The sequence below is a fragment of the Veillonella parvula genome, from assembly GCF_024461875.1.
In the GTDB taxonomy this organism is placed as follows: Bacteria; Bacillota; Negativicutes; order Veillonellales; family Veillonellaceae; genus Veillonella; species Veillonella parvula_I.
Window position 1 is genome coordinate 608,801 of sequence record NZ_JANGAL010000001.1, and the last position, 12,609, is coordinate 621,409.

General features: G+C 37.3%; 12 protein-coding genes and 5 tRNA genes. 1 reads left to right on the forward strand and 16 read right to left on the reverse strand.

Annotated features, from left to right (window positions below):
• Nucleotides 1–31 precede the first annotated feature (31 nt).
• Nucleotides 32–1,864 carry a phosphoethanolamine transferase gene (locus NE668_RS02845; protein ID WP_004697153.1) on the forward strand — a complete coding sequence of 611 codons (1,833 nt, stop codon included), beginning with the start codon at nt 32–34 and terminating at the stop codon, nt 1,862–1,864.
• Nucleotides 1,865–1,958: 94 nt separating this feature from the next.
• Here NE668_RS02845 and NE668_RS02850 read toward each other — a convergent pair whose 3' ends face one another.
• From NE668_RS02850 to proB, 16 genes are all read right to left on the reverse strand, one after another.
• Nucleotides 1,959–2,414: a 2-thiouracil desulfurase family protein gene (locus NE668_RS02850; protein ID WP_004697220.1), complete on the reverse strand. Its 456-nt coding sequence runs from the start codon at nt 2,412–2,414 to the stop codon at nt 1,959–1,961.
• Nucleotides 2,415–2,520: 106 nt separating this feature from the next.
• Nucleotides 2,521–2,609, reverse strand: a tRNA-Leu gene (locus NE668_RS02855).
• Between the two features lie 14 nt (nt 2,610–2,623).
• A tRNA-Cys gene (locus tag NE668_RS02860) sits at nt 2,624–2,698 on the reverse strand.
• Between the two features lie 9 nt (nt 2,699–2,707).
• Nucleotides 2,708–2,782: transfer RNA gene (locus NE668_RS02865), tRNA-Gly, on the reverse strand.
• 7 nt (nt 2,783–2,789) lie between these two features.
• Nucleotides 2,790–2,865 (reverse strand) — tRNA-Phe (locus tag NE668_RS02870).
• A 5-nt stretch (nt 2,866–2,870) separates the two neighbouring features.
• Nucleotides 2,871–2,946, reverse strand: a tRNA-Asp gene (locus NE668_RS02875).
• 50 nt (nt 2,947–2,996) lie between these two features.
• Nucleotides 2,997–3,593 carry an MBL fold metallo-hydrolase gene (locus tag NE668_RS02880; protein WP_004697139.1) on the reverse strand — a complete coding sequence of 199 codons (597 nt, stop codon included), beginning with the start codon at nt 3,591–3,593 and terminating at the stop codon, nt 2,997–2,999.
• Between the two features lie 14 nt (nt 3,594–3,607).
• Nucleotides 3,608–5,095: a TrkH family potassium uptake protein gene (locus NE668_RS02885; RefSeq protein WP_227036929.1), complete on the reverse strand. Its 1,488-nt coding sequence runs from the start codon at nt 5,093–5,095 to the stop codon at nt 3,608–3,610.
• A gap of 12 nt (nt 5,096–5,107) precedes the next feature.
• Nucleotides 5,108–6,448 carry a Trk system potassium transporter TrkA gene (gene trkA / locus NE668_RS02890; protein WP_008600796.1) on the reverse strand — a complete coding sequence of 447 codons (1,341 nt, stop codon included), beginning with the start codon at nt 6,446–6,448 and terminating at the stop codon, nt 5,108–5,110.
• A 5-nt stretch (nt 6,449–6,453) separates the two neighbouring features.
• The gene (locus NE668_RS02895; RefSeq protein ID WP_004693192.1) at nt 6,454–7,362 is read right to left on the reverse strand and encodes a CvfB family protein; all 909 of its coding nucleotides are present in this window, start codon (nt 7,360–7,362) and stop codon (nt 6,454–6,456) included.
• A gap of 1 nt (nt 7,363) precedes the next feature.
• A complete protein-coding gene (gene rsfS, locus NE668_RS02900; RefSeq protein ID WP_227036928.1) occupies nt 7,364–7,726 on the reverse strand; it encodes a ribosome silencing factor in 363 nt (120 codons plus the stop codon).
• A 16-nt stretch (nt 7,727–7,742) separates the two neighbouring features.
• A complete protein-coding gene (locus NE668_RS02905) occupies nt 7,743–8,864 on the reverse strand; it encodes an LCP family protein (protein WP_004697102.1) in 1,122 nt (373 codons plus the stop codon).
• An 11-nt stretch (nt 8,865–8,875) separates the two neighbouring features.
• Nucleotides 8,876–9,445, reverse strand: a complete 570-nt coding sequence (gene yqeK, locus NE668_RS02910) for a bis(5'-nucleosyl)-tetraphosphatase (symmetrical) YqeK (RefSeq protein WP_227037154.1) — start codon at nt 9,443–9,445, stop codon at nt 8,876–8,878.
• Nucleotides 9,446–9,448: 3 nt separating this feature from the next.
• On the reverse strand, nt 9,449–10,063 hold the full coding sequence (gene nadD / locus NE668_RS02915; protein ID WP_227036927.1) for a nicotinate-nucleotide adenylyltransferase: 615 nt from the start codon (nt 10,061–10,063) through the stop codon (nt 9,449–9,451).
• 139 nt (nt 10,064–10,202) lie between these two features.
• Nucleotides 10,203–11,462 (reverse strand): glutamate-5-semialdehyde dehydrogenase, encoded by a 1,260-nt coding sequence (locus NE668_RS02920; RefSeq protein WP_227036926.1) that lies wholly within the window; start codon nt 11,460–11,462, stop codon nt 10,203–10,205.
• 9 nt (nt 11,463–11,471) lie between these two features.
• Entirely contained in the window at nt 11,472–12,593 is a 1,122-nt protein-coding gene (gene proB / locus NE668_RS02925) for a glutamate 5-kinase (RefSeq protein WP_227036925.1), read from the reverse strand.
• Nucleotides 12,594–12,609: the final 16 nt, after the last annotated feature.

Consider the following 12,609-nt stretch of genomic DNA (forward strand, 5'->3'; position numbering starts at 1 on the left):
TATTGTGTATTCCTTTTAGAGAGGATTTATTATGTCATCGAGTGTGAGGCAAATTGGGCGAAATCCAATTTTTCGCTTTGGTATTATAGGTATTGTTTTATATATCATTTTATTTTTAATTTATGAGCCCATAACCTTAGGGCTTGATGTAGAGGATATTACGATTTTAGCTGTACCAACAATTGTAGGTACCTTTTTATTTCAATATTTTATGGGGTGTACCGTTTTCCACAGGCCTTTTTTAGGGTATGGCCTAGTCGGAATCTTATGGGCACTTACCTTTCCTCTTTTATTCCATTGGTCCTATGTGAAGCCATTATACTTCTATGAATTTGCTAATGATTTTTTATTTGGCTTATTAATTTTCATGGGATTATCAGGCATTCAGTTTTTACTGAACCAAACAAATCGCTTCCATAAAACAACATCCTTAATCATGGCTATCATTTCCATGATTCTGAGCTTAATACCATTCTTACAGATCGGCTATTACATGACTACTTGGCATTGCTTAACGCCAGCCAGTCTGCTAGCCGTATATATGACCAATCCAGAAGAAGCATTTGGTTTTTTAAAGAATGCAGCTGGAATACCTGGTCTTATAGCAATAAGTATTGGTCTTATCTTATGGACTTATTTATTGTACTGGTCTAACTTAGGTATGAAAGCAGTAGTAAACTTAAATACTACACGTCCTATGCGGTCAGCTATGCTTATCGCATCCCTTGTAGCTTTTTTAGTATATGTACCATTCTTCTTGTTCCCACAAACCTGTATTGTGGCGAACTGGATTGCTGCAGGCGATTATGTAAAACAAATGCAACAATATAATGATAATCACCACTTAGTATTTGATTCCTTTAATTTAGACACAAAGGAAACAGCGGTGAACAAAACACCTGGTACTATTATTCTAGTCATTGGCGAATCTAGTTCTCGAGATTATATGAAAGTATATAATCCAAACTTCCCATATGACGATACTCCATGGCAAGGCAATATGCGTTCGGACAATAAAGACTTTGTCTTCTTTGATAATGCCTATTCATCGTACGTACAAACAGTACCAACCTTGGAGCGTGCACTATCTGAACGAAATCAATATGATGATAAACCATTTCTTGATTCAGCCAATATCTTAGATATTGCTAAAAAAGCGGGATACACGACTTCTTGGTTTAGCAATCAAGGTGTATTCGGTGAATATGATACAGCTATTTCATTAATGGCTAAGACTGCAGACACAACAAAATGGGCCCATGAATCTTATGCATTCTCAGATCGATATGATGAAGCTCTATTGCCATTATTAGAAACTGTAGATCCTACCAAGAACAACTTTATCGTTATACATATTATGGGTAGTCATATTTACTACAATGATCGTTACCCGCATGAATTTAGCAAGTGGAAACAAGGTCCGTATCCTGATGGTCAAGAAGCATATGCTAACAGCCAATTATACACAGACTGGTTATTACAACAAATTTACAATTATGGCAAAGACAAATTAAACTTACAAGCCATGGTGTATTTCTCCGATCACGGTGAAAGTTTAGACAAATCGCATAACCCTGATACATTTGATTTTGTTATGACACATATTCCATTCTGGGTATACCTATCTCCACAATATCGCTCAACCTATCCACAGACTGCTAAGGTACTTGCAAAACACGAGCATCAATTCTTTACTAATGATTTGCTATACGATACATTAGTTGGTCTCATGCATGCTCCAAGTCAACGATATGATGCAACACGAGATTTTAGTAATGCTCAATATCGATTTAATCTACATAACTTAACTACATTACTTGGTGAACAACCATTAGCAAATGATCCTGTTAATACAAACAAGTAGTCTTTAATTGATATTGTTGCCATTATTTTTCTATTGTATTAAGTTATTTTAATAGTAAAACAACTTAATATAACCAAAAAGAGATGAGTTTAACTCATCTCTTTTTTTCTGCAAGCAAAAGCTCTATATCATTTTCCGTATAAATTCTTATATTCTTTTCTAATAGAGCCTCTACAGTACATCCATGACCATTTTTCAATGTTCTAGTAAAAGTTCCATCATAAATGCACTTATATCCACAGCTAGGACTTTTCGCCTTCATCAAAGCTTGCTTACAACCATATTTTAGTGCAATATCAACTGTTAATTGAGCACCTCTTACAAACTCATCTGTAACATCAGCTCCATTAACAGTACATATACGTTTACCCTGACGCTCCGCAGGATCACGAGGCGTACTAAGTCCCCCTAACACTTCCGGACATACTGGTACTAATTCATAATATTCCTTTAGAGCCTCTATCGTTTCTATATAATTGTCTTTGCCATCATATCGACAGGGTACACCAAATAGGCATTCACTAATCAATAACTTAGGTTTCTTATTCATAGATTTATCTATCTCTTATATATTTATACGTAACTTATAGTAATAATTTTCACAAATCGTTTTAATTGTATATAAGAAAAAAGACTAACCCAAAGTTAGTCTTAATTGGTGCCGAGGACCGGAATCGAACCGGTACGGTTGTTTCCAACCGACGGATTTTAAGTCCGTTGCGTCTGCCTGTTCCGCCACCCCGGCATGGGTAACGATTGTGGAGGCGGCACCCAGAATCGAACTGGGGAATAAAGGTTTTGCAGACCTCTGCCTTACCGCTTGGCTATGCCGCCATATAAAATTGGAGCGGGAAACGAGATTCGAACTCGCGACCCCCGCCTTGGCAAGGCGGTGCTCTACCGCTGAGCTATTCCCGCATATAAATGGTGCCTCAGGACAGAATCGAACTGTCGACACACGGATTTTCAGTCCGTTGCTCTACCAACTGAGCTACCGAGGCATAAATGGCGACCCCGATCAGATTTGAACTGACGATCTTCGCCGTGACAGGGCGACATGTTAACCGCTACACCACGGGGCCGTAACCAAAGTACTTGCTTAGTATATCGGTTATCAGGACTTTTGTCAACACTATACTACAATATTTTTAATAAATTCTTCCTCATGTTTTAATATAGTAGATTCCCTATGTCCAGGCTCAACAATTAACTCCTTAGACAAAGTTAAAAGATGATTCAAACTCTTAATCAAATCAGCTGGATTACTGTTATAATTATCTGTATTTCCCACATTTTGTTTAAATAAAGTATCACCAGTAAATAGATGGCCTTCAATTTCTAAACAAACCGATCCAGCACTATGCCCAGGTGTATGATGAACTATTATATTAAAAGGATCTAACTGTAATTGCCCTTCTACTAAATCATTACAATGTGTATACATTTTTTTCTTATATACACTTGGTCTCCGTCGAATTAACTGTAACAATTCTTGATCTAAAGGATGTAAATAAGCGGGAATATTATAATGTGTACATACTTCATCCAAGGCGGACACATGATCACAATGACCATGTGTCAATAAAACTGCTATAGGTTCAGAATCTGCAACCATATCAATAATGTGGTTACAATGAAAGCCCGGATCAATGATTATAGATTTTCCCTCTTTGATAAGTACATAACAATTTGCTTTATAAAGCCCTAGAGGACGTTTTATAACTTCCATATAGTTCCGCCCTCCTATAGAATACGATATCGTTTAGGAACCTCTTTTTTAATAAAATACCCTTCCCAAAACTGAGGGTGAAGCATAACTAAAATCGTAAATAACTCCAAACGACCTAGTAACATATCTACAATAGCAATACATTTAGCAGTATCCGGCATAACATTAAAGGAATCAGTAGGACCAAAGCCACCAAACCCTAGTCCTACATTGCTAAGAAAGGCCGTGACCACTTGCATAGAATCATATGTATTAAGACCAGTACAAGTCATTAGAAAAACAGATACCACATAAATCATTAAATATAAAAATAAAAATTGATGTGTCATCTGGATCCATTTAGTAGGCATCGGTTTGCCATTAATACGTACTACTTGAACCATATCAGGATGAATTGATTTTCGCAGATAAATTATAGAACTCTTAATCAAAATAATAAGTCGTATAATTTTTACACCGCCCGTTGTAGAACCACTACAACCACCAAAAAATGTACAAATAAATAACATCATCTGTGCTGCAGCAGGCCACAAATCATAATCACTAATAGCAAAACCACTACCAGTTTGAAGCGAAACTAAATTAAAGGCAGCATTTCTAACAATCTCTAAAGGACTAGAATAGCTAGATTGTAATGCTAGAGATATTGATACAATGGCAATACCAATAAACACTACAAGCCAGTACATACGTGTTTCAAAATCATTAATTAAAACGCGAATTCCTTTTTGAAGTGCATTGTAATACACAGAGAAATTGCCACCAGCAAGAAACATAAAGAATATAAATACGAAACAAATATAATTACTTTGTTCATAAATAAAAGCCCCTGCTGATGTCGGTGCAAATCCACCCGTGGCAATAATAGAAAAGGCATAGTTTAACGCATCAAAAGGTTCAATGCCTCCAGCCCACAGCATAAGAAAGCAAAGAGCAGTAAAGGCAATATACAACTGCCAAAGCTTTGTAGCCATTGATTGAATACGCGGCATTACAATACCAGGCTTTGGTACAGATGCCTCTGCATTAAAGAAATGTGCTGCATCTGCTCCTAAATTCTTTAAAAATGATAAGATAAGGACGATGATCCCCATCCCTCCAACCCAGTGCATAAGACCACGCCACAATACAAATGTGTTTGGTAACGTATCAACACTATAAATAATAGTTGCACCAGTTGCAGTAATACCCGAAGTGGCTTCAAATAAAGCATCAAAAACATTAGTCAATATGCCACTCCCCAAAAAAGGTAAAGCCCCCAAAATAACCGTGAATATCCAAGTAGAGGATACAACTAAGAACCCATCACGAATACTAAAGCTTTGACTTTCACAACCGTAATAAGATAAAAGCGTCCCCAAAACTAAAGAAAGGCTTGTGGTTATAAGAAATGACCAATATGCAGTTTCAAATACAACACTGTATATAAAAGGGATTAAAGTAAAAACCCCAAATATATAGAGTAGTCGACCCACTAAGGACATAACGATTTGAATTCGCATAGCCCCTCCTTACTAAGTAAGATATTTAAGCAATTTGCTTACCGATTCAGGTAATGTAAAGAGAACGATATGATCACCATCTAAAATTTGAGTATTACCACGAGGTACGATAGCTTCATTTTCCCGTAAAATTACACCTACTAAGGCCTTCCCAGGTAAACGAATATCTTTCAATTGTTTACCTGCTACAGGTGATTCATTGGTAATTTCAATTTCGATAGATTCGGCTTTACCACCTTCAAAGGTGGAAATAGATACAACCCCTTCTCCACTTCGTACAAAGCGCAAAATTTGACTTGCAGTTAATAAACGTGGAGAAAAAACTACATCAATACCTACTTGCTCCATCAGCATAATATATTCTGGCCGTCCCACACGAACAACGGTTTTTGGGATGCCCATATGCTTCCCTACAAGTGCTACAAGTAAGTTAAGTTTATCATCATCTGTTAGAGCAATAATTACATCGCTATCAGCAATTTCCTCAGCTTCGAGCAAATCAAAATCAGTACCATCCCCATTGATAACCATGGCTTTATCCACTTGATTTGCCAGTTTCTCACAACGGTCAAAATCTTTTTCAATAACCTTCACAGAAAAACCAGCTTTTTCTAGTAATACAGTTAAGTTACGACCTAAAAGACCTGCCCCAATGATTACAGCCCGTTTATAGAATGTATTATAATTATGGAACCAAAGTTTCTCCACTTCAGAAACGGACTCTTTCAAACCTAGGAAAAATACACTATCATCAGCCTGTAAGCGACTTTCACCATGCGGAATAATCATTTCACCATAGCGCAAAATACCAACTAATAGAACACCTTCAGGAAAGCGAATTTCTTTTAGTGGCTGTTCTAATAGAGGAAATTCATTATTCAATTTGAATTCCATAAGGCGCACAGCACCCTGACCGAACTCCTCAACATCTATAGCTGATGGTGTTTCTAAAATTTGTAGTAACTCTTGAGCTGTAACCATTTCAGGATTGATAAAAAGATCAACACCTAATTGAGCTCGTATCTCCTCATCCATATGTTCCGCCACACTATTATCACGAACGCGTGCAATAGTCGTAGGCACACCTTTTATTTTAGCTACCGAACAGGATAGCATATTAACCTCATCTGAATCAGTAACAGCAATAAACATACCAACATCAGACATATCGATTTCATTCAATAATTGAACATCACTGCCATTCCCTAAAACTAGGCTAACATCTAATGTATTTTCAAGATTATGAATGCGTTCTGGTGAGCGATCGATAACATATACATCATGATCGTCTTGAATAAGACGTTGTGCTAATGAATAACCAACCTTACCAGCGCCTACAATGACAATTTTCATCGTCTTTATTCCTCATCTTGGGACTCATCACTAACAAGAGGTGTCCATTGGCGACCTATGTCGGTAAGCAATGTCCAACCATCCTCCTGAACAATTTTTTTCTCTTTCATTAAATGCCCTAAGGCACGTTTGAAAGCAGCCTTACTAATATTGAACTTATCTTTAATCAACATCGCTGAAGACTCATCACTATATGGCATCTTTCCACCGCGATTTAAAAGATATTCCATAATAATATCACCATCTGAAACAAGAGCTTTTTCCTTTGTAGGGCGCATAGATACATTGACACGACCATCATCGCGTTTGAAAGTAATACGACCTTCAATCATTTCCCCTACTTTTAACTTTCTCGTCATTTCAGAACGATGTAAAAAGGCAATCCAACGCTCAGGAGTGATAAAAAATGCCCCCTCACTCGTTAAGTTATAGATAGCACCTTTTACAAGTTGACCAACCGTAGCTTCAGTAGCAGCTTTAGAGGCACGACGCATTTCATCATCTACATCCATGGAGACCGCAAAACGGCCAGATTTATCTGTATAAAGACGAACCCACACCTTTTCCCCTACCTGAGGGCGACCACGCATCTCCGCATGAGGCATAAAGATACCACGTTCTGTGCCAACCTCAACGAAGCAACCAAAATTTGTCGTATTGATGACCTCAACATAACCAATTTGGCCAACCTTCATAGCTGGTAAACGCATAGAAGCAGTTAAACGCCCCTTTGGATCGCGATATAAAAATACTTCTACCTCATCTCCTATAGTAACTGGTGAAGTTTGTTGATCTTTATGAAGCAAAATATCATCATTTGTATTGCCTGTTTGACCATCTAGAAAAGCACCTTGGTCACTAGTACGCAATACTTTCAATGTGGCAATTGTATTTTCCAACAATTCTGTAGCCATATTATACTCCTTCAAATGGAACTCGACCAGCGTCATTCCACAATTCTTCTAAACCGTAGAATTCACGCAATTCATCACCACCAAAGACATGACAAATTATATCGCCGAAATCCAATAAAATCCATTCTCCTTCACGATAACCTTCTCTGTGCCGAACTGTCATACCTAATTCGGCTGCTTTATCTTCCATTTCATCAGCAATACTTTGAGATTGCTTGATGTTATTTGCACTGGCAATCAAAAAATAATCACCTAACATTGAAATACCTTCTAAATCAAGAATTTCAATATCTCTGCCTTTTTTATTAAATGCAGCTTGTGCAAGTTCTAATACGATTTGTTTAATATCTTCTTTCTTTTTCATTATATTGCCTCTTATCTTATCGCTTACTACCGCTCTCCTCACCTGGTTCTGTGGGTTTTGTAATAGTGCCACCATTATGTTCCGATTCAGGTGCAACCTTCGACGTACTATTTGTTGGTGCAGATATAAATTGCGTCATTTCATTAGCTGGTAAATTACCCATTGTAATACCCACTAAACGTTGAGCTTCCGTGGGGTTTACCTTCCAATAAGTCGTTTCACCTATAAGTTCTTTTTCACCAGGAAGTATATAGAAGTGGATTTCTTCTTTATTAATTTTGCTCGCATTATATATCAGTTTAATAGCATCTAAAGTGGAGATATTACTATCATAATGCTCCCAAATACGCCAAATATGCCATGCATTTGTTATAAAAAATGCATTATGCTCTTGTTCTACCCACAACTTTAAGAATCGCTCTTGTCGTTGTACACGAGTAAAGGTATCGTGTTTAGGATCTGAATATCGTAAATACGCTAAGGCATTATTACTATCTAAAGTTTGGTAACCACGTCGCAAATCAATATCTATATTGCCTTCTGCATCAATATGTTCCATCGGTTGTTCTACATAAATTTGCTGATTTCCTAACACATCATTAGTTTTCTTGAAGGCAGTTTGATTAACTACTACATAATACGGGATTGAAATATGGAACATATCCTCAATTACAGCTTTAGTAAGTTCAATGCCTCCTTTTTCATAAATACTATTTAACATAGTCGCATCGGTTTGATCACGATTATCGATTTTACTATTACTTGGAATGCCGATAACGTCCATCGTTTTTTGATCAAGGTTTACAGATAATAGGAATAGACTATCACCTTGACTAGGATTATTGTCATCAGTGCCGATAACCAAAATATATAAAGGTTTATCTAAGCCTTTTTGCTCTACTGATACAGTATTTGCGTCCTGTTTATTTTCACTATCTATCACGGCTTCAGTAGCTTCAGTAGTTCCGACAATTGCTCTATATGCATAAGATACACCACTATATATGCCATACCCTATCCCACCGAGCAAAGTAAAAACTACAACAATAGCCAGAATAACTCTGGGCCACTTCACAGATGACTTTTGTTGACGTCTTTTTCTACGTCGGCGAGCTCTTGCTCGTTCACGTTCGTCCATATAAAACTCCATTATTTACAAGATTTTAATACATCATTACGACCAAGAATGGTCAAAGGATAAATAGAAAGATGTTGCTCAATAAGGTGATTAATAGTATTGTCAAAACCAAGCAATACAGCCTTATTTAGATCTTTTTTAGCTACCGTTCGAAGTTCATCAACACCTGGGAAATCACGATTGGGTTCAATATAATCTGCTAAGAATATAACTTTATCTAATGTAGACATCCCTACCTTACCAGTTGTATGAACACGAATAGCTTCTAAAATTTCTGAATCGGTTATAGAGAACTCAAGTTTAGCTCGAATCATACCTGCTAATCCATGTAAAAGATTACCATTAGCTAATAATTCTTCATCAGCTTTGTAATCATTCTTCTTCACCAAATCTTGCATCTCTTTCAAAGGCATTTCTTTAGCACAATCATGTAGCAATGCCGCTAATCGTGCTTTTTCTACATCAACATCGTAAAGTTTAGCCAACTGAGTTGCGGATTCAACAACACCCAGGGTATGCTTAAAACGTTTTTTCCCCATCCATTGGCTTACCCTATGTTGTATTTCATCAAACGATAACATCATTTATTCCTTCCCATATATATGGTTTTCTTCTATATAATCCACTACACATTTAGGCAACATATAACGAACTGTCTTTCCAGACCGTAAGCGCTCTCGTAAATACGTAGCAGACAATTTCATTTCAGGCACTTCCATAACATGTATTTTTTCACGTGCTTTAGATCCTAACTCATCCAAAGTAGAATCAATAGCACTTGATCCATCTGGCCTAGTAGCTCCAATAAAATGAACCTCATCTATAAGTTCATCTATAAATTTCCAAGTCGGTAATGCACGAATAGTATCAGTCCCTGCAATAAAGTAAAATTCAACAGTAGGACCATATAGTTTTTTAAAATATTGAATCGTATCAACGGTATACGAAGGGCCTTCTCGGCGCATCTCTACATCAGAAATTTCAAAATTTGGATTATCCGAAACTGCGGCTGCCGTCATAGCATAGCGATGATGACTATCTATCACATCATATTGCTTATGTGGTGGAATACGAGCAGGTACAAAGATAACCTTTTCTAAATTAAAGCTTTCACAAGCCACCTCTGCAATCATTAGATGACCTAAATGAATGGGATTAAATGTTCCACCAATTATACCTATACGACGTTTATCTACCATAATGTGGTCACTCCCTTAATGACAATGACACAAATAATGATGAATATGAGCAATGCTTTTATATAGGATATCCATTCATATCGTCCCTTTGGTGTTTGAATGTATCTATAATATGCTCTTATAAAATAATATAATTTCTTCACGTCCGTACTTGGCCTTCTCCAAATACAAAGTATTTATAAGATGTTAGAGCTTGTAACCCCATAGGCCCTCGAGCATGGAGTTTTTGTGTACTAATGCCGATTTCAGCACCAAAGCCAAACTCAAAGCCATCTGTAAAACGTGTAGATGCATTATGATACACAGTAGAGCAATCTACTAAATTCATAAATACATTAGCACGCATAGGTTCATCTGTGATAATAGCCTCAGAGTGATGTGTAGTATACCGATTCACATGTTCAATAGCTTCTTCAAGATTTTCAACGATACGCACATTTAAGTCCATATCATTGTATTCTGTGCTGAAAGACTCTTCTGTTAAAGGAATTGTATTCTCCATATATTGAGCTACAGCCTCATCACCATGAATACGAACACCATATTCTAGTAGTGCTATATTAAGGCGTGGTAAAAACTCTCTAGCCACAGCTTGATGAACTAGTAAGGTTTCCATAGAGTTACATACAGATGGACGTTGAACTTTAGCATTGACTGCAATTTCTAAAGCCATCTCTAAATCAGCAAATTCATCAACAAAGGTATGACATACACCGCTGCCAGTTTCAATAACAGGAATGCTACTATCTTCTACAACACGACGAATAAGTCCAGCACCCCCACGTGGAATGATTACATCAATATATTCCCGTTGTTGTAAAAGTACTCCAACCAGATCTCGATCAAGCATCTCAACGAGTTGAATAGAGTCACCATTAATACCTAACGACTCTAAGGTATCCCGCATGATAGACACGATGATTTGATTCGTGTGAAATGCCTCCTTACCACCTCGTAAAATTGTAGCATTTGCTGTCTTTAAACAAAGAACACCTGCATCTATGGTTACATTTGGACGGGCTTCAAAGATGATACCAATAACACCAAAAGGTACTGATCGCTTTTCAATAATCAAACCATTAGGCCGAGTGATTGTTTCTATAATGGAACCTACAGGACTTTCAAGAGCAGCCACTTGACGCACCCCTTCTGCCATTTGAGCAATGCGACTAGGTGTCAAAGTCAATCGATCTATCATAGTTCGAGGTAAATTATAATCAACAGATTTTTCTAGGTCTAACTCATTAGCCGCCATAATTTCATCTGTTTGTGCTTCTACAGCATCAGCAATTGCTAACAATGCAGAATCTAAAGTTTCTTGGTCGAGTTGGGCTAATTCAAAAGATGCCGTTTTAGCTCTCTGGCCCATATCTTTACAAATTTTTTCATACTGGTTCATAGGATTTCCTCAGTGTAATAAAACTAGATTATTACGATGTACAGCCTCATCATAGGTCGTATTAATACCCAGAATCTCGGCTATATCATTTGTATTGTGACCTTTAATCGCCTTCATATCATCAATACTATAATTAATAAGTCCACGACCAATTTCCTTATGATCATGATAAATGGAAATTGTATCACCAGGTCCAAAAGTCCCCTCTACTTCAATAATACCAGCGGGCAGAATGCTAGCACCATTATCTAAAACAGCGCGAGCACATCCGTCATCAATCGTAATGGATCCTTTTAATCGTTTACCAAAAGCCAACCAATGATGTTTACCAGATAAACTTGCATCATGGGCTTCAAAGAGTGTCCCAATTTGTTCACCCTTACATACACGACGAACAGAATCCTCTACTTCACCTGAGGTGATAACCATTGGTACACCAGAATTTGTTGCCATATGAGCAGCTTTAATTTTTGTATACATACCCCCCGTTCCCATATTAGAACCAGCACCACCTGCAATAGCATACGTTTCATCGTTAATTTCAGAAACAGTCTCTATCAAAGTAGCATCTGGATTGGTGGCTGGGTTAGCTGTATATAAGCCTTCAATATCTGACAAAATGATAAGTAAATCTGCATCTACAATACCTGCAACAGTAGCAGATAATGTATCGTTATCACCGATTTTAAATTCTTCGATAGCAACCACGTCATTTTCATTAATAATAGGAATAACGTTAAGTTGCAATAAAGTATGTAATGTATTACGCAAGTTAAGATAACTATGTCGTCCAGTACTATCCTCTTTCGTTAAAAGAATTTGCCCTACGGTGCGACCATATTCTCGGAACATGCGCTCGTACATATGAATGAGAATACCTTGACCTACTGCAGCAGCTGCTTGTTTTAATACGAGATCTCTAGGCTTTTCTTTAAAGCCTAAAGGGGCAAGACCTGCACCAGTAGCACCAGAGGAAACAAGAATAATCTCTTTACCTTGGTTAGCCAAATCTGATAATTGGCGCACTAATCTTTCAATACGCTCCAAATTTAAATGTCCGTTAGTGTAACAAAGCGTACTGCTACCAACTTTGACTACAATTCGTTTTGCATTAACGATAGCGCTGCGCATAGACTAACCTCCTAAG